General features: G+C 39.7%; 13 protein-coding genes. 8 read left to right on the top strand and 5 right to left on the bottom strand.

Annotation, left to right across the window (positions count from 1 at the left end; translation table 11 throughout):
• The first annotated feature begins 51 nt into the window (after positions 1-51).
• Entirely contained in the window at positions 52-486 is a 435-nt protein-coding gene (gene hemJ / locus FHK88_RS01770) for a protoporphyrinogen oxidase HemJ (protein WP_227429061.1), read from the top strand.
• 42 nt (positions 487-528) lie between these two features.
• On the opposite strand, the gene FHK88_RS01765 is transcribed toward hemJ, so the two are convergent.
• A complete protein-coding gene (locus tag FHK88_RS01765) occupies positions 529-1,020 on the bottom strand; it encodes a hypothetical protein (RefSeq protein WP_227429060.1) in 492 nt (163 codons plus the stop codon).
• A gap of 473 nt (positions 1,021-1,493) precedes the next feature.
• Here FHK88_RS01765 and FHK88_RS01760 point away from each other — a divergent pair, with 473 nt between their 5' ends.
• From FHK88_RS01760 to FHK88_RS01750, 3 genes are all read left to right on the top strand, one after another.
• Positions 1,494-3,263 carry a transferrin-binding protein-like solute binding protein gene (locus FHK88_RS01760; RefSeq protein WP_227429059.1) on the top strand — a complete coding sequence of 590 codons (1,770 nt, stop codon included), beginning with the start codon at positions 1,494-1,496 and terminating at the stop codon, positions 3,261-3,263.
• A gap of 184 nt (positions 3,264-3,447) precedes the next feature.
• Positions 3,448-6,222 (top strand): lactoferrin/transferrin family TonB-dependent receptor, encoded by a 2,775-nt coding sequence (locus FHK88_RS01755; protein WP_227429058.1) that lies wholly within the window; start codon positions 3,448-3,450, stop codon positions 6,220-6,222.
• Between the two features lie 355 nt (positions 6,223-6,577).
• Complete coding sequence (locus FHK88_RS01750; protein ID WP_227429057.1) at positions 6,578-8,077, top strand: surface lipoprotein assembly modifier; 1,500 nt, start codon at positions 6,578-6,580, stop codon at positions 8,075-8,077.
• 119 nt (positions 8,078-8,196) lie between these two features.
• Here FHK88_RS01750 and rph read toward each other — a convergent pair whose 3' ends face one another.
• The 4 genes from rph to ompR form a co-directional block, all read right to left on the bottom strand.
• A complete protein-coding gene (rph, locus tag FHK88_RS01745) occupies positions 8,197-8,913 on the bottom strand; it encodes a ribonuclease PH (protein ID WP_227429056.1) in 717 nt (238 codons plus the stop codon).
• A gap of 267 nt (positions 8,914-9,180) precedes the next feature.
• Positions 9,181-10,941, bottom strand: a complete 1,761-nt coding sequence (locus FHK88_RS01740) for an AMP-binding protein (RefSeq protein WP_227429055.1) — start codon at positions 10,939-10,941, stop codon at positions 9,181-9,183.
• A gap of 284 nt (positions 10,942-11,225) precedes the next feature.
• A complete protein-coding gene (locus FHK88_RS01735) occupies positions 11,226-12,953 on the bottom strand; it encodes an AMP-binding protein (RefSeq protein WP_227429054.1) in 1,728 nt (575 codons plus the stop codon).
• A 380-nt stretch (positions 12,954-13,333) separates the two neighbouring features.
• Positions 13,334-14,071 carry a two-component system response regulator OmpR gene (gene ompR / locus FHK88_RS01730; RefSeq protein WP_227429053.1) on the bottom strand — a complete coding sequence of 246 codons (738 nt, stop codon included), beginning with the start codon at positions 14,069-14,071 and terminating at the stop codon, positions 13,334-13,336.
• 474 nt (positions 14,072-14,545) lie between these two features.
• On the opposite strand from ompR, the gene FHK88_RS01725 reads away from it, so the two are divergent.
• The 4 genes from FHK88_RS01725 (at position 14,546) to FHK88_RS01710 (ending at position 19,926) form a co-directional block, all read left to right on the top strand.
• Entirely contained in the window at positions 14,546-17,050 is a 2,505-nt protein-coding gene (locus FHK88_RS01725) for a Tex family protein (protein WP_227429052.1), read from the top strand.
• Between the two features lie 269 nt (positions 17,051-17,319).
• Complete coding sequence (locus FHK88_RS01720; RefSeq protein ID WP_227429051.1) at positions 17,320-18,360, top strand: metallophosphoesterase; 1,041 nt, start codon at positions 17,320-17,322, stop codon at positions 18,358-18,360.
• A 180-nt stretch (positions 18,361-18,540) separates the two neighbouring features.
• The gene (gene dapA / locus FHK88_RS01715; RefSeq protein ID WP_227429050.1) at positions 18,541-19,449 is read left to right on the top strand and encodes a 4-hydroxy-tetrahydrodipicolinate synthase; all 909 of its coding nucleotides are present in this window, start codon (positions 18,541-18,543) and stop codon (positions 19,447-19,449) included.
• A 189-nt stretch (positions 19,450-19,638) separates the two neighbouring features.
• Complete coding sequence (locus FHK88_RS01710) at positions 19,639-19,926, top strand: hypothetical protein (protein WP_227429049.1); 288 nt, start codon at positions 19,639-19,641, stop codon at positions 19,924-19,926.
• Positions 19,927-19,934: the final 8 nt, after the last annotated feature.

The following is a 19,934-nucleotide window of genomic DNA, read 5'->3' as shown; positions in this document are numbered from 1 at the left end:
CCTCGCTGGTCACTCTTATAATTCTCTTTGATAACTAAGGTCATACCTAGCATGGTTGAATACTTTAACTGGATTAAGGCTTGGCATGTCATCTCTATGGTGTGCTGGTATGCTGGAATTTTTTATCTACCTCGACTCTTTGTCTATCATGCTATGAGTGACGATAGCATCAGCCAAGAGCGCTTTGCCATCATGGAGCGCAAGCTATACCGTGGTATCATGACCCCTGCTATGGTTGCAACTTGGACATTTGGTCTTTGGATGGTCTTTTTAGGTTGGGATATCTATAAAACGCAACTGTGGCTACATATTAAGCTGACGCTTGTCATCTGTCTCACCCTTTATCACCTCAGTTGTGGCCACTACCGCAAACAACTGCTGACAAATCCACACTATAAAACCCACACTTTTTGGCGTTGGTTTAACGAACTACCTGTCTTTATCTTAATAGCTGTAGTGATACTGGTTATTGTCAAGCCATTCTAGATATTCATCAAGCTAGGTATACACTATCAAATCGATAGACGGTTAATTAGACTGCATCTGAATCTTGGCATGGCGCTTCCCAAACTGTTGTCCCTGTAATACTGCCTGCATCACCTCTGCCTCTTTTGCCGACTCAAAACCAAGAATCCGATAGCGTTGCACACCCTCAGCAGTAATAACTTGCAACTGTTGATCCTGTTGCAACACAGTATCTCCTGTATTTAGCTGAATACATTGCGAACGATTACCCAGTTGATGCTCAAACTCTCCTTGGCGTACAACTAATTTACCTGATTGAATCACTTTTTCTGTCTGTTGTTTATATTGCTGACGGCGTCTATTAAAAATAAAACAGCCAACCACAAGCAATGCCAATGCACCAATGGCTAATCTATCTGATAGAAAACTCATCGCAACTGCAACTGCAATCGCGCCAATAAGCAAAGATGCTCCAAACCAGAACATACCATCTCCAGTTGTATCAGAATGTCCTGCCAACGTGATCACAGCGCCTTTATCAGTAAGTTTGAGCATAGAGAGGATGTCCTATTGTGTTTCTAACTGATATTGAGTATATCTTATAAATCCGAACAATATATTCTTAATTTAATACGGATTGTATCGTAATAACTGGATGTAACTATATATTTTTACAAGATATATCTTCCTCATCCAGTATCCAACTCATTTTTCAGTATAAAACGACTGCTTAGTCAAAAAAGCTAATAATTAATAAATATAAAACATATTGATTTTATAAATCAAAATCATTATCATTATTGCGCCATTGCAAAGTGGTGAAATTTGTTACAGGTTTGTTTTAATTTATTTTTATTTTACAAAACAAACATCAATACTGTAAATATCTGTACCCATGTTTCATGTTACTCATGACCAACAACCTTCATTATGTTAGTAACATTCGAGCGTTACCACCATAACGGTGTCTTCTTTGCTGCATTAGCAAATCCATGTTTCACACGATGTTAACCATAAAGGATATTCTTATGTTCTCAACCAAACAACGCCTAATTTGCATTGCTGTATTCGCTGCTATGACCACCGCTTGTAGTACTGGCAGTGGCTTAAATACAGGCTCTACTAACCCTACTACCAATATTCCTGGTAATGGTGGTACAGAGACACCTAAAGAAAAATTTAAAAAAGTTGATTTAGCAAAATCAACAGTTGCTGACTTCAATAAAAAAAGTGAAGATGACTCAGCAGAGCCTGCACCTGAGCCAGAGTATGGTTATTCTATCGCATCACCATTTACAGGTGGACCCACACTTTATGGCATGACAGATGAGCAAAAAGCAACCAATGCCAGTATTAATACATCTGCCGCCAAAACGAATACCAATGCCGATGATTATAACACTCTCACCTATGTTAATAGCCCTGAACAAAACTCAGATGGTGCAACAAAGAAAGTAACCATTACTAAAGAGGGCTTTACTAATGATGCTTACAACTATCATCCTGAAGCTGAAACTGCTGACCGTAATATTACTATTAATGATAATATTAAAGATGATAATATGGTCTTAGTTATCAATAGTGATAATTTTGAAACTTTAAAAATGGTGGAGTTTGATCATACCAAAGCTGGCGCTGTATTTAATGGACAAGATCCTAAATACGCCAACATATTTTATCGTGGCAAAGATGCCTCTGAATTACTCCCCTCTAGTGGCACTGCTGAATATAACGGACTATGGGAAGTAGTTAGAAAGGTAGAAATTAATCCGGGCGAAGCGATAGCGGGCTATGGTGGTAACAGCTTTAACTCTAGAGCACCTGCAGACTTCACTGTGAATTTTGCAGATAAAACCATCCGTGGAAATCTAGATAAAAATTATGCTAAAGGTCGAGCTTTTGCCTATGGTTTAAAGGGTAATATTACTGGTAACACGTTTACAGCAACAGCTACATCTACAGACAAAGCAACTAATGAAGATATAGCAACTGTTACTGGTGGCTTCTTTGGTAAGCAAGGTGCTGAACTTGCAGGTAAGCTTATCAGTGAAAATGCTGCTGGTGTATTTGCTGCCAAGCAAACTGATAGTACAGGCATCAAAGAAGGTGAACCTGTACCAGAAGTAAATTACAACAAATCTGGTTCTATCGATTTCAATAAAAACTCTGAATTTGTGACTAACTTTGAAGAAGTGTTAGCCAGCACTACCAAACTACCTAACGTTAATAGCATTAATTTAAATGGTGTTGAAATCGACCTATTAACACAAACTGATAACGTATTTACTGATAAAGACAAAAACCTACCACTACAATTTACCCGTATTGGTACTGTTCAAACAAATACAGATAAAGAGAATCCTCTATATACTTACTTCTACCAAGGTCAGCTTACCCAAGCTATGCCAACTGGTGAAGCAAAATATGAAGGCAACTGGATTGCTAGTGGTAAAGCTGAAAATGGCACACCTTACAGCATAAGTAAAGCCAGTAATGCTCAGCTTAACTTTACTGCAAACTTTGCTGAAAAAACATTAACTGGTCAATTCTTAACACCTGATGGTAATAAAGCAATGACTTTAAATAAAGTCGATATTCAAGGTAACACTTTTGCAGGTACAGCAAATATTATTGCTGGTGGTCTAACAAATGATAAAGATGGCACCCAAGGTCGTATCAAAGGCTCTGTAGATTTATCAGGTGGCTTCTTTGGTGATAATGCCAATGAGCTAGGTGGACAATTTAGCAAAGAAGATAACAGCTTTGCAGGCGTCTTTGCTGGTAAGAAAACAAAATAATCTGCAAAATCAATCTGTTACATTTATACTTAGCCAGCTGATTGTTATCTGCTGACTAAAAGCAAGCACAGTTAGCACCCCTGCTTTCTGTGCTTGTCAATTTTTAAGCTGTTAGTATTGATAATCATTTCGATTTAAGTAATTCCACTATTTTTCAATAGACTTAATTGGACTAGGATACATTATGCTACACAATTCCTCATTGCCTGCTTATCACCCTTTAGCCAAAGCGGTTGCTCTGGCTTTATTCACCACTCTGCCATTACAAGCTGTTGCTGAAGTCAACAATACAGCAACTATTAATGAAGCTGAAGATGCACCTCATACCGAGCTTGAAGCTGTTGTTATTCAAGTAGGAAGCCGTGCAAGACCTGAAAATAAAGACATCACTGGTCTGGGGCAAATTACCAAAACTGCCGAAACCCTAAAAGAGCAACAAGTTGAAAGTATCCGAGACCTAACTCGTTATGACGCAGGTGTCGCTGTCAATGAGTCTGTAGGGCGTGGTACAAGCTCTGGCTTTTCTATTCGTGGGGCAGAAAAAGAACGTGTTGCGGTCATGGTCGATGGACTAAGCCAAGGGGAAACTATCAAGCGTTATGGTAATGGCTCTGGTACAGAAAGTGGGGCAAAAAATGAAGTAGAGTTTGAAAACCTAAAGTTGGTTGAGATTAGTAAAGGTGCGAACTCTACCTATGCAGGCAGTGGTGCCTTAGGTGGTGCAGTGATGATGCAGACCAAAGATACTTCTGACTTTGTTAGTGATGATGCACTATTTGGTGGACGTGTTAAAGCAGGCTATACCAGTAAAGATAATCGCTATGTATACTCTGCTGGACTTGGTGGTCAAAAAGACGGTTGGGAAGGCTTTGTACAATATACCAAACGTAAAGGTAATGAGCTTAAACCTCATGATGATATCTATAATCTTCCAGCCACAACAGTTAATAATGTCGTTACTGGTGTCGATGACAGTAAAATATTTATAATCGATAATAGATTTGCAGAAAATTATAACGCTTTGAATGGATTTAAAGTTCCAGCTATTACAGAAACCGTTAGTTTTTCTGCTGAAGACCTAACAGGACCTGATCGCCGTATACCTAATCCAATGGATTATGAAAGTGAGTCCTTTTTATCTAAAGCAGGTTATCGTTTTAATGATGAGCATTATGTAGGGGTTGTATTTGAAGATACCAAACAAACCTACGATGTTCGTAATATGTTTAAGTATCAGTATCATAGCACAGACTTTTCAGAGACACGCAGTGATAAACATCCTGAATCACCCATACGCTCAGGTATGATTGCTGGCATTGATGGTTTTCCAAAGATGACAACCCCTATCATGAGCGATTTTTATAAATATACACCCACCTATTTTGTTACTGATATTCATCATAATAAACGCCAAGGCTTAGAGTATAAATATACCCCAGCCAACACAAGCATTATTGATGATTTACACCTACAGCTGGATAAACAACTGTTAAACACCAGTAGTAACAATGATTTACTTAACTGTGCCAAATGGCCCAGCGTTGACCGCAATTGCAGTGCAACTGAGGCAGGACAATATACACATCATAATGAATTCAAGCAAAGCTTTGATACAAAACGTATTAACCTCTTAACACATAAAAACTTTGATATTGCTGATACATCCCATAACTTATCTATAGCTACAGGTTATAAGACAACTGTTTATAACAATAGTGATTTAAACCAAAGAAATGCTGTTGTTAGATATCTTGACCGTAATAACCCAGAAAAAGATGTCACACTATCAAAAGCACTGGTATACGATGGAAAAAATGAGAGCTTAGAAGAGAATGTACATGTCGATACTTATTATCCTATTCGATCTATCCATTTATCATCAAGCTCACTTGCTCCTTTAGAGCATGATATTACTCATAAAAACTACTTTATTGGTATCAATGATAGTATTAGTCTGACAGATAAATTGGGAATGTCACTTGGCTTACGCTATGACAGTAATACGTTTGAATCAGATCTATCAAATATCATTATCAATACACAGTATACTGGTAACAAAGATACACCCTTATACTCCAATAGCGATTTTAAAAACACCTCGTATAATTTGGGCTTAACCTATACTCCAACCTACAATCTTGAGCTTGCTTATAAATATAGTACTGGCTTTAGAGTACCAAGTTTTGGAGAGCAACTAGGTATTACAGGTGGTATCAAGAGTAATGAAGTACAGCCACCACTAAAAGCTGAAACCGCTCAAAACCATGAAATTGGCGCTATCTATCACACTGACTTTGGATATATCAAAGGCAGTTATTTTAGAACCAGCTATGACAACTTTATTGACCGTGCAACCAAGTTAAACCCTGATGGCAGTAAGCCTTTGGGTTATACAAACTATCAGAATGTTAATGTTCATGGGTTTGATTTAGGCTCAGAAGTAGATTTACATAGCTTATGGGAAAAAGTTCCTGCTGGATTACAAGCGAACCTAAGTGCAGGTATTGTCAAAATGCGTGATAGCTCAGGTATTGGAGAGCAGCTTGACAATGCTAGAAGCTATGCATTCGATATGGTACAGCCTTTACGTGTCATTTATGGTATCTCTTATGTTAGCCCTAATGATAAATGGGGTATGGCTTTAAATACCACATATTCGGCAGCAAAAGAGGCTGATGAACTCAATCAACAACGCCATACAGGTAAGTTAAAAGGTCAAACACCAACCAGTAATCTTGTCTCTCCTTCATGGCGAGTGACCGACCTAACTGGACATTACCGTTTTAATGACAATATTACCTTGCGTGGTGGAGTCTACAATATCTTTGATTATGGTTATCTAACTTGGGAATCATTACGTCAAAATAAAGAGTTTGCAGATACAACAGGTGTTGATGATACGAATCTACTCGCAGCACCAGGTCGTAACTATGGTTTAAGTGTGGAGTTTACGTTCTAAGAACTGTCCAAACTTTAATAAAACTCCATATCTAAACATATAAGGTGACCTTTAATGACTCTTACCAGAACAAAGAAGGTCACCTTTTTTATAGCCATCATTTTTACATCCATTAAGTTTCAAGGTATTAGAATCTATTGAACATTCACCCTGTTAAGCTAGTATTTACTTTGCATGATAAAGCGTTAATAAACTGGTTAATATCCTACTTTGCCTTGCTTTGAGCAATAAGCTACCTACGTTCATTGCCTTGATTAAGACACTACTTATTAAAATCAGTTTCTCAACTTTTTATGTAAGGATAAACGTTCAATAGACCCTAAACATTCAAATACAACTGCTCACTGGTTCTCTTATGCAAAATTTTCATGCCAATCACCGATACATTGCTACTACTGCCCTACTCTGTTTACTAACTTGTGCAATATCTTATGGACATGCCAATACAACAAGTACACAGCCAACAGATATCACACCAAAACCTGCTGATATTGCCAGTCAACAGCTCAATAATGACCTACCTATCGCCTCACCAGAGCAAAACGACCACCAAACCATCCCCACTCCAATAAATAAAGAGCAAGCAGATAATGCGCCACCGATGGATGTCAATGCAGACTATCTCTTGGCACATCCACAATTATTGCAACAAGCCATGATTTCAGTGATTGCTCAGCAACACATGTCTGGTATTCAAGAGTTACTGCCTATTTATGAGCAGTGGTCAGGACATGATGCAGATACTTTGTTGCTAGCAAAAGGAATGCTGGCGAGATACCAAAATAAGCCCAAGGTTGCCATTACAGCTTTTAATCAGCTTATAGAAAAATATCCTCAAAATGATGTGCTACATTGGCAGCTTGCCTTAGCACTGATAGAAAATCGCCAATTTAAAGAAGCTGACGCACAGTTAGAACATCTAGAAAACTCTAAACAAATTCCTAATACTATTATTAATCAATATCGTCAATTGATTGCACAACAAGATAAACTACAATGGCAACTGTCTGGTACTGTCGTCAAAGATAACAACATTAACCGCGCCCCTGATGAAAAACACTATGGACGCTGGACATTTGATGACCCTATATCTGACCATGCCCTATCATACTCACTACAACTTAGTAAACAGTGGCAACAGCGCCACGGATTTTTCACCCAAGCTCAAGCAGGTTATAGTGCAAAACAATACTTTAAAGAGCATGACTACAATGACAATAGCCTGCGCCTATCTGCGGGATTAGGTTGGGCAGATGCCAAACAACAATATCTACTTGCACCTGTCTGGTCATATCGACTCTATGGCAATAAACCTTATAATCAAAGTATCGGTATACGTGGTAGCAGTCGCTTTAAGATAACAGATAATGACTATCTATATGGTGCAGTAGAAGTTGGACAAGTGAAACATGAAGAAGCCAAGCGCAAGTTTTTAGACAATCATAACTACTTAGCCAGTGCAACATGGCTACATGCACTGGATAACCATCAAAGTATTAGTGCTGGTCTTGACTACTATCGCCAATATAAAACTCGTGATGGTGACGATAGCTACCGACAAAAAGGACTGAGAGCCAATTGGCAAAAACAGTGGCAACAAGGGCAAGGCATCAGCTCTCAACTTGGGGCAAGTTATCACCAACGAGACTATGAAGGTGCATCATTTTTTAGCAATCAGCAAAATCGTGCTGATAAAGAATATTCTATCAATGCCAGCCTATGGCATGAAAAGCTAAACTTTGCTGGTGTCATATTTCCAAAGCTAACTTTCCAACACCAGCGCTTAGATAGCAATGATGCCTCAAAAAGCTATACCATTAATAATGTTGGTGCTGAGTTAGAAATGCGGTTTTAATACTTAAGGAATGTTGTTAGATTTTTGATAAAAAAATAGCATACAGGGTGTATTGAAACTATCAATACACCCTGTACGCCCTATTTCTTATGGATAAACAACTATATATTTAGTATTAACTACCAGCCCAATGCTGTTTGTTGCAAAGTAATCAGCTCAGCAATGCCTTTTTCTGCCATTGCTAACATACTATCAGCTTGGCTACGGGTAAACGGCTTCTCTTCTGCTGTGCCTTGAATCTCAATAAACTCACCTTTTTGGGTCATCACCACATTTAGGTCTGTATCACAGCTTGAGTCTTCCTCATAGCACAAATCAAGATACACCTCACCATCTTTGACCCCAACAGAGACCGCCGCTACCAAACCAATTAAAGGGTCTGCTTTTAGTTTCTTTTTTTGTTGGAGGCTTTCTAAAGCATCAATCATCGCCACCGCAGCACCAGTGATACTAGCCGTTCTTGTGCCACCATCTGCTTGAATAACATCACAGTCAACATAGATGGTATTTTCTCCCAGTTTTGATAAATCAACCATCGCACGTAGGCTACGCCCGATAAGACGCTGAATTTCTTGGGTTCGTCCTGACTGTTTGCCCCGTGCCGCCTCACGCTGGTTTCGGGTGTTCGTTGCTCTAGGCAACATACCATACTCAGCTGTCACCCAGCCCTTACCCTGCCCTTTTAGCCAGCGTGGTACGCCATGCTCAACACTGGCAGTACATAGCACCTTGGTATCACCAAAGCAGACCAATACAGAGCCTTCTGCATGCTTGGTATAATTTCTCTCAAAGGTGACTTGACGAAGTTGGTTTAGCTCACGATTATCTATACGCATGGTTTAAGATTATCCTGTTTAAAAATAAAGTATGAAAGGTAAAGTGATATCATATAAAAAATTGATATAAGAAAAGAGGCATAAAAAAAGGGACAGTTTCTGACAAACAGCCCCAATTTTTGATAATGTTGATATGGTAATCAGAATGTATATTGGGTCTAACTGTGACTATCCTAACCTGATGTATGAATAATCGCAACTACTGAACTCTGATGATGACAGTTATTTCAAAATAGTATGGTAGACCCTATATCAACCTAATACTGACTAATCTAACCCTTCCATTTTACGCAACTCTTTACGCAAAATTTTACCTACATTAGATTTTGGTAGTTCATCAACAAACTGCACATGACGTGGGCGCTTATAGCCAGTTAAATTCTTTTTACCAAAATCTAGTAACTCTTTTTCGGTCACATTGCCTTTTTTCACCACAAAGATTTTTGGCTCTTCTCCCCGCTCATCACTTGGTACACCGATTGCACCACACTCTAAAACTTGTGGATGCTCAGAAATGGCTTCTTCAATTTCATTCGGATAAACATTAAAGCCAGAAACCAAAATCATATCTTTTTTACGGTCAACAATTTTGATAAAGCCTTTTTCATCCATAATACCAATGTCACCTGTTTTTAGGTAACCATTATCTGTAAAGCTTTCAGCCGTTTCTTCTGGACGGTTTTGGTAGCCCAACATCACCTGTGGACCTTTAACACAGATTTCGCCACGCTCACCAATTGGCATCTCATTGCCATCATCATCAATCAAAATCACATCCGTGCTAGATGCAGGAATACCAATTTTTCCAGTAAACTCAGAAATTGTCATTGGATTAAATGCAACCACAGGTGACGTCTCTGACAACCCATAACCCTCAACAATGGGTAGTCCAGTAATATCATGCCATTCTTTGGCAACACTAGGCAATACAGACATGCCCCCACCGATAGAGGCTTTAAGATTAGAAAAGTCTAGATGTTTGAAGGCCTCTTGATGCACCAAACCATTAAATAAAGTATTGACAGAAGGTAAGAAAGAAGGCTTATATTTATCAATTTGTTTGATTAAATCATCCAAATCACGAGGGTTTGGAATCAATAAGCTGGCATAGCCTTGATACATTGGATACATACCACAGACCATAAATGAGAATACATGATAAAGTGGTAGTGCTGTTAAAATGATATCTTTTGCATTCACGTCATCTTCAAAGGCACTGTTCATCAAACCACTAATCTGGAGCATATTGGCAGCCAAGTTACCATGTGTCAACATTGCACCTTTAGCAACACCTGTTGTGCCACCTGTGTACTGCAATAGTGCCACATCACCCAAATTCACATCTGGACGTTGGTACTGACTGGCTGAAACTGCATTCAATGCTTGTTTAAAATCAATACTATCTGGCAATGAAAAGCTTGGTACCAGCTTTTTGACATGACGCACAACAAAATTAACAATATGACCTTTTACGAATCCCAGCATATCACCCATACTACAGACGATTACATGCTTAATATCCCCTTTATGCTCTGCATTTTGTAAAGTGCTAGCAAAGTTTTCAATGATAAAGATGGCTTTTGCACCACTGTCCTCTAGCTGGTGCGATAACTCACGACTTGTATAGAGTGGATTCACATTCACTAAAGTCATGCCAGCCCGAATAACACCCAAGGCAACAATGGGATACTGTAAAACATTGGGCATCATAGCTGCGACTTTATCCCCTTTTTTTAGCCCCAATGACTGCAAATAGGCGGCTATCTGACGACTATATAAATCTAGCTGACGATAGCTTATCGTCGCATCCATACAAATAAATGCTGTCTTATTACTATAACGATCAAAGTTACTTTCAAAAATATCTAATAACGAACTGCTTTCATCGGGTAAATCAATACTCGCAGGAATACCATAGCGCTCATAGGAGTCTAACCAAGGGCGGTCACTGGGGATTTCTGGTATCTGAGGATAGCGAGACTGACGAAAAATTGGGGCATCATCATGCGAGTTATTATTTGTGGTCATAAAGTTACCTAATGAAAAAATGGTTAAAACAAGTATATAGCAATATCTAATTGTTAACGAAAAGATAATGATTCGCAAGTACCACGATATCTTTGCGTTATAGAGTAATGCAAATTTATAATAATAATAGCGCCATTAAGTGATAATTTGTGAATATAAAGTCATCTCTTATGTACTATTTTATATAATAAATAGTCTATATATGGCGCTCTTTCAGTGTAGAAAAGCGATTATCTTCCTATCAGATACCTCTACAAGATAAACTGATACCCAGATTTTTACGCTTATTGCCCTTTCTGCTCTTCAAACTTGCGCAACTCTTTACGCAAGATTTTACCGACATTGGATTTTGGTAGCTCCTCTAAAAACTCAACATGACGAGGACGCTTATAACCTGTTAAGTTTTGCTTAGCATATGCCAAAACGTCCTTGGCACTGAGGCTTTCATCACTACGAACGACAAAGATTTTTGGCACTTCACCACTGCGCTCATCTTCAATACCAATCACCCCACATTCAACGATTTTTGGATGTCCTGTCATCACATCTTCGACTTCATTGGGATAAACATTAAACCCTGAGACCAAAATCATGTCTTTTTTGCGGTCAACGATGGTGATATAACCGTCATCATCCATCACCCCAATATCCCCTGTACGGAAAAAACCATCATCGGTCATCACGTCATTGGTAGCATCTTCACGATTCCAGTATCCTTTCATTACCTGAGGACCACGAACACTAATCTCCCCTCGCTCACCTAATGCGACCTCATGTCCTGCCTCATCTAAAATGGCTACCTGTGTGCCTGGCATAGGAATACCAATTTTGCCAGTAAATTCTGTTAGAGTAATAGGGTTTGCTGTGGCAATAGGGGAAGTTTCAGATAGTCCGTACCCTTGAATAATGACATTACCAGTAACTTTTTCCCATAGCTCCGCTGTGGGGCGCAGGACTGCCATACCACCACCCATCGACATTCGCAATCCACTATGGTCAAGCGCTTTAAACTCGGCATTATTTGCCAGACTATTAAATAAGGTATTCACTGCTGGGAAGAATGTTGGTGGATAGTCTTTATATGCCTTAATCAAGCTTTTACTATCTTGTGGATTGGGTACTAATAAACAGATACAGCCTCGATTTAACCCGAACATGCCACATACAGTAAACGAAAAAATGTGATACAAGGGTAGAGCGGTCATGATAACAGGCTGTGTATTGCTATTTTCATACTCAGACAAACCACCACCTAAGAAAGTATCTGCCTGAATCAAGTTAGCTACTAGGTTTTTATGGGTCAGCATTGCACCTTTGGCAACGCCAGTTGTTCCACCTGTATACTGTAAAACAGCCACATCTTCTAACCCGACATTATTGGGGCGTTTATAACGACTTCTTGGTACTTTTTTCAGTGCCTGCTTAAACGTAATACTGCCCGATATTTGATAGTCTGGCACCATCTTTTTCACATGCCTGACCACGGTATTTACCAAGAATCCTTTAAACGTCCCCATCAAGTCACCCAAAGAGGCAATCACAACATGGTCGACCATCTTTTTACCAATGTCTTGGTAGGTTTTGGCAAAGTTCTCTATGATAAATAACACCTTGGCATCAGAGTCATCAAGTTGATGTGCCAGCTCTTTGGAAGTATATAACGGATTGACATTGACCAGCACATAGCCTGCCCGTATCACTGCCAATACCGTAACTGGCATTTGCAGGATATTAGGCATCATGACTGCCACCTTATCCCCTTTCTCTAGCCCTAAAGATTGTAGATAAGCTGCAATTTGCTGACTGTAATGGTCTAACTGTTCAAACGAAAGTGTTGCCCCTAAGCAAACATAAGCTGTTTTGTCTTTATAATTAGCAAAACTTCTCTCAAAAACATCAATTAATGAGGTATCAGCAGCAGGCAGGGTAATATCATAAGTTAAACCCAATTTATCATAAGTTTTTAACCATTCTTGCCCATTACGACGGACAAGATTTTCTTGATTGTCCATAATCTTCAACTCCCATTAAATTCTTTATAAAACCATAAACTTATACAACGATACAGCATCTGCTAATACACTGGCGCTATTATAGCCAAAAACAACAGCTCAATAATAATGATGACGGTTATAATCATTACGAACTAAGCATGCTAAGCACTGACCAAACCCTAAGGTTCATAATCTGCTATTAATAAATAGCTATCTGACAGTCATCTTACTCATGCTCTATAGCAAATATGCTCTCTAAAATACACTATTTTTAGTCATAGACTCAATATAAAAAATCAGTACAGTTGTTTACTTATCAAGCATTTACAATACATTGCCCTGCTCAATAAGAACCATTGCATCTGCTACTTTTTAACAGACCCTAGGATATTTAATATTTATCCTTCACTACCATCAGGTACAAAGACATAACCCACACCCCAGACTGTCTGGATATAACGAGCTTGTGAAGGGTTATCTTCAATCAAGCGACGCAAGCGAGAGACTTGCACATCAATTGAGCGCTCCATTGCTCCCCATTCACGTCCACGTGCTAAGTTCATCAACTTATCACGGGTTAAAGGCTCACGTGGGTGTTGCACCAATGCTTTTAACACTGAAAACTCACCTGTGGTCAATGTCACCACATTACCATCACGTTTCAGCGTTCGAGTAGACAAATCCAAAGACCAAGGACCAAACTCCACCACTTCGACTTGATGACTTGGCGCACCAGGAAGCTCTCGGCTTTGACGACGCAATACAGCCTTGATACGTGCTAACAGCTCTTTGGGATTAAAGGGCTTAGGCAAGTAATCATCAGCACCAGCCTCTAACCCAGCAATACGGTCACTATCTGCACCTTTTGCAGTCAGCATAATAATAGGAATATCGCTATTATCTTCACGGAGACGCTTACAAATGCTAATGCCATCTTCACCAGGTAGCATCAAATCTAAGACAACTAATGAAAACAGCTCACGTTGCATCAGTTTATCCATCTGATTACCATCATGGGCTGTCCGCACCACAAATCCATCATCTTCTAAGAAGCGCTGTAGCAGTGAGCGCAAACGTGCATCATCATCAACAACTAAAATGCGCTGTGTAAGGGTATCTTGTATATTATCTGACATGGCTGACTTCCTTTATCGAGTTTAATATCTATATTGACGTCGTTCCTTCCCCTTTATCATCACCTGAATAGTCTGACAAGACAGAGGACATACGTTATTTTATATACTCTCTAGTTTATAAGATTGTTTCTTGAAATACACCCTAAAAGCATAAGAAAGCTGTATGGGTTTGTTTACCAACACTATCTTATAGCACACAAACATGCTTATAAAACTTAAAATGCTGTCATAGCACACTTTTACTATTGCTAGAAGTTGTTGCTAAAAACAACTCTCGTTCTCCCCTATCACTCATATCTCAGATTATTTATGAAGACTGTTTATAAGGCGGTTATAGATGCCGATTATGGATACTTTGTATAAAAATTAGTGTGAGTTGCACAAATATTGGTACTCAATGAAAGTAAAAAGGATTTTTATTTCTGTCACTTTTGCTATAATGCCCCCACACTTCAAGTAATCATTGACATAGATATGAGCCTGACTGATACCGCTTCAACACAAAATACGCCTAGCACAACTACGGCAAACACCTCTGAGAACGTACTAGACGCCAAAACCATCACCGCCATTCATGAAAAATTGGCAAAAGATATTGGCGTTAAGACATCTCAGGTAAACGCTTTTGTGAAGCTTTATGATGAAGGGGCAACCGTACCATTCATCGCCCGTTATCGTAAAGAAAAGACTCAAGGTCTGGATGACACCCAGCTTCGTGCCTTAGAAAAAGGCTTGAGCTATGAGCGTGATATGGCGACTCGTCGTCAAAAGATTATCCAGTTACTAGAATCTCAAGGTAATCTGACTGATGAGCTAAAGTCACGCATCGACAATGCCACTTCAAAGCTTGAGCTTGAAGATATCTACTTGCCTTATCGTCCTCGTCGTCGCTCACTAGCAGCCAAAGCACGTGCTGCTGGTCTCGATAAAGTCGCTGACATACTGCTAACTCAAGAAGTCACCCCTTCTCAAGCATTAGCAGATTATGCCTTACCTGAAAAAATCGTTGATGAATCTGGCAATGAAATCGACGTTGACTTTAGTGATACTGAAAAACAGATGGCAGGTGTGCAAGCCATCATCATTGATAACTGGACACAGTCATTAGACTTGCTCGACACGCTGCGTACTGGTTTTGCCAAAACAGCAACGCTTAACTCTGCGGTGGCTAGTGAAGAAAAACGTGAAGTAGGTGAGAAATTCTCAGACTACTTTGAGCATAGTGAAAGCCTAGCTCGTTTGCCAAATCATCGTCTACTAGCCATGCTGAGAGGCCGTCAGGAAAATGTACTGACCCTAAAAGTTGATGGTGAAGATGCTCCCTTTATTGAAAAAATCATCAATCAGTTTGAAATAGATGCGAAACAACCTGTAGAGCGTCGTCAATTCTTACAAGAAGCAGCACAAAGCCTATGGCAAGATAAATGGCGTCCTCACATTGAGCATCGCCTACTAACGGAGAAACGCCTTGCTGCAGAAGCCGATGCTATTGATGTCTTTGCCAGCAATCTACAGCATTTATTAATGGCGGCACCTGCTGGACAAAAAGTCATCTTAGGGGTCGACCCAGGTATCCGTCATGGTGTCAAAATGGCAGTCATTGATGAGCAAGGACATGTTGCGACAAACAGTGATGATAGCCCTGCAACTGCAACTGTCTATCCATTTGCACCTGATAATAAAATTGATGAAGCAAAACAAACCATTAGCCAATTACTAAAAGCCCATCAAGTCAATCTCGTTGCAATTGGTAACGGAACAGCTAGCCGTGAGACAGATGCTTTAATCAAATCTATTATTGATGCTGATAAAGACATCAAGGCCACTGCTGTTGTTGTTAATGAGTCTGGCGCATCGGTTTATTCTGCCAGTGAGCTTGCCAGTGACGAGTTAGCTGACTTAGATGTCTCTTTACGTGGTGCTGTCTCTATTGCTCGTCGTCTACAAGACCCCCTCTCTGAACTGGTCAAAGTTGAGCCAAAAGCCATTGGTGTTGGTCAATATCAACATGATGTCAACCAAACTCAGCTATCTGATAGTCTTGATAAAGTCACCCAAGACTGCGTTAACGCTGTTGGTGTGGATGTCAATACAGCCAGTCCAGCTATCTTAGCCCACATTGCTGGTCTAAACCGCAATGTCGCCCAACAAATCGTCAACTACCGCAAAGAGCATGGCGCATTTAGCAACCGTGAACAGCTTAAAAATGTGCCTCGCTTAGGGGTTAAAACATTTGAGCAAGCGGCTGGTTTCTTACGCATACGTGATGGTGAAAACCCACTTGATGCAACAGGGGTTCATCCTGAAAGCTATGCACTGGTACAAGAGCTACTTGAGCAATCAGGCAAAGCCTTAACAGATGTATTAGGTAATCGCAGTGAGCTGGAGACGCTCAATACAGATACGCTAAGTGCTGCCAATGATGATAATATCAGCATTCGCTCTCTTTTAGATGAGTTAGCCAAGCCAGCACACGACCCCCGCCCTGAGTTTAAAACGGCTAAATTCCGTGAAGATGTCAATAGCATCAGTGACTTAGAAGAAGGCATGCAACTAGAAGGCGTCGTTACCAATGTAACTGGCTTTGGCTGTTTTGTTGATGTCGGCGTCCACCAAGATGGTTTGGTACATATCTCACAAATGGCAAACGACTTTGTCCAAGACCCAATGAACCGTGTCAAACCTGGTGATATCGTTTCTGTTCGAGTTATCTCTATTGATGAGAAACGAGGACGTATTGGCTTTAGTATGAAGTCTGAAGATGAACGTCAAAAATCCTCTACCAGCACGCGTACTGCGGAAAAAGCTAAAGATAAAAAACCTGCACCACGTAAACAAAATGCAAGAAAAGCAGACAACCGTACAAATCCTAATCGCCGTCAAAAATCTTCAGACAATCGCAACAAAAGCAAGTCTGATGCTAACAGTAATAAAATCGGCACATTGGGCGCTTTGCTTAAAGAAGCTGGTATTAAATAGCGGGCAATAAACTCAGCTCTGCCATTATTTAAGCACTACAAATTTAGATATTCCACAAAACACCAAAAGACGCTTTTATCAAAGCGTCTTTTTTTATATCGTTCATAATTTCTATTATCAAATACTAAGCAAATGTTTCCTTTATGTATCAAACTGTTGATGATAATAGACCAACATCGGCAAAATCCGCTAGGATAGCTGTTTATGTGTATGATATATAACTCTTTATATGTACATATTCTATATATCTCATTAAAGTGTATAGCTTTATGCCCCATGCCTTAGACACCATTATGAAATATACCAGTATGAGTGCTGGTGCATATGTCCTATTATGGGCATGGTTTCAAACATTTAATCACAACCCATCATCTGGATTTTTTCGTATTTGGTGGCGACTATGCTTATATTATTTTGCCTATAGTATTCCTATCTGGTTACTACTATTAGCCCTTGCCGTTGGTTATTATGACTTTTCTATGATTCTTGCTTTATTCATTGCAGGGCTACTATTAATTTATGGCTATTTTTGCCTCTACATACCCAACCAATTACAACTTCGCCAACACACTATTAATCTAAACCTAACTCAAGATAAAACAACGGCTGGCTTTAAGCTCGGCGTTATTTCTGACATTAAAATGGGGCTATTTAGTGGTAAGCCTCGCCATATCCGACAGCTAGTGCAACAGATAAACCAACTTAATGTTGATGCATTTTGTATTTTGGGAGACTGGCTATACTATCCCAGTGCCGATTTGGTTGGACAGCTATTATCACTAAAGTCTGTTAACAAGCCTGTCTACGTCATCCAAGGAAGTCATGATTTGCAATACATACCGCCTAATGCAGGTCAGTCACTACTTGAAGACAGCTTAGACAAGGCATTTACCGCATTAGGACTGATACAAGTCACAGCACCAATGACGATATCTAACCATCATCTGCTTATTGCCAATGCCACTGATGTAAATGATGTAACCAATATTCAGCCTATGCCAGAGTCATCAGAGGCTAAAGCACAGGTCATACTGCTATCCTCAGTGGCGCAGTACCAACAAATACAGCGCTCATACGGCTCACATTTAGCAAAAACAGACAATTCTGCTCTTACAACATTATTCATTGCACCAGCATCACTGACACTGAGCCAATCAGATTTAGATAATGTAACAATAATAACAGGCTCACAAATAACAGGCTCGCAAGCAGGGACGATGCACTATTTTCACAGTGTAGGGGTTGGTATTTGTGGCTTACCTTTACGCTGGCGCACAAAGCCAACCATTGATATTCTTAATCTGATATAGTTAATGATGATAAAACAACACAATAAGTCACTATAAAATCTCTTCGCAGGTATGCACCGTTGTTATTGAGTATGCTACACTAGCGAAAAATGATTGCTTCAACTATGATTGAAGCAACAAGATAAATATTTAAGATATCCCTAAAAACATAGGTTTACAATTAAGTTAAAGGTAAAATTTATGAGCAGTGCATATAACGACATCAAAACCCGCTTACAAGGCTCTATGGTCGCCTTAGTCACTCCCATGCTCACGAGCGGTGATGTTGATTATAAGCGTCTGGCTGAGCTGATTGATTGGCAGATTGAACAAGGCACACACTGCCTCGTTGCGGTTGGTACTACAGGGGAATCTGCTACCCTATCCATGCAAGAACACAGTGATGTTATTCGTTATTTTATTCAGCATGTCAATGGACGTGTGCCAGTTATCGCTGGCACAGGTGCTAACAATACCAAAGAAGCTATCAAACTTACCCAAGATGCCAAAGAAGCTGGCGCAGACTGTGCATTATTGGTTGCCCCTTATTACAACAAGCCAACACAAGAAGGGCTATATCAACACTATAAAGCCATCGCTGAGGCAGTTGATATTCCACAGATGCTTTATAATGTACCCGGGCGTACAGTAGTCGATATTGCTCAAGAAACTGTAGAGCGACTTGCAGATATTGAACAGATTGTTGCTATTAAAGATGCCACTGGCTCAGTAGAGCGTGGCAAAGCATTAATCGAAGCAATGGGAGAGCGTTTGGTTGTTCTTTCTGGCGATGACGGAACAGCATTAGAGCTAACCAAAGTTGGTGGCAAAGGTAATATCTCAGTCACCGCAAATATCATTCCTAACGTGATGAGTGATGTCTTTAGCCTTGCTTTACAAGGTGACTTTGAGCAAGCGCAAAAACTACATGACCCTATTAAGCATCTACATCAAGCCATGTTTGTAGAATCTAGCCCTATTCCAGTAAAATATGCCTTGCATAAAATGGGTAAAATTGAACAGGGTATCCGCTTACCCTTGGTATGGTTAGCTGAAAAGTATCATACACAAACGGATAACGCACTGAGACAAGCACATTTAATTGACTAATAATCGCACGTAGTAAATAAGTGCTTAGTAAGTAAATATTTAGCAAATGAGTGTCTAGTAAATTAATAACGCTGTCATACTCATCTGCCTTTTTGAAATCTGCTTATTTTAAACATTCATACACCTGATACCAAGCCAAACACATAATCATGGTCAATATCAACAAGGTGTATAAGTAAGGATGACCTTATGAACATACGTACTCTTCGCTGGCTTAGTGCTGGTATGCTAATTACACTTAGCCTCACTGGTTGTCAGACTACCAAAGGTTGGTTAAATAAAGTGGATAATGGTAGTTTAGACTATGTCGATGCCAAACAGCTTGAACCGCTCAAACTACCAGAGGCTCAGCAAACAGCACCCTTTATTCCACTATATCCAACACCAAATTTGGGAGAAAACACCCTACCCATTACCAAAGAAGATAGCAAGCGCTATGAGTTACCGCCACCACCTCATCGTATGAATGCCAGCTAATAAATAAA

Source organism: Psychrobacter sp. I-STPA6b, from assembly GCF_020662265.1.
GTDB lineage: Bacteria > Pseudomonadota > Gammaproteobacteria > Pseudomonadales > Moraxellaceae > Psychrobacter.
This window is presented reverse-complemented; position numbering and strand designations above follow the sequence as displayed.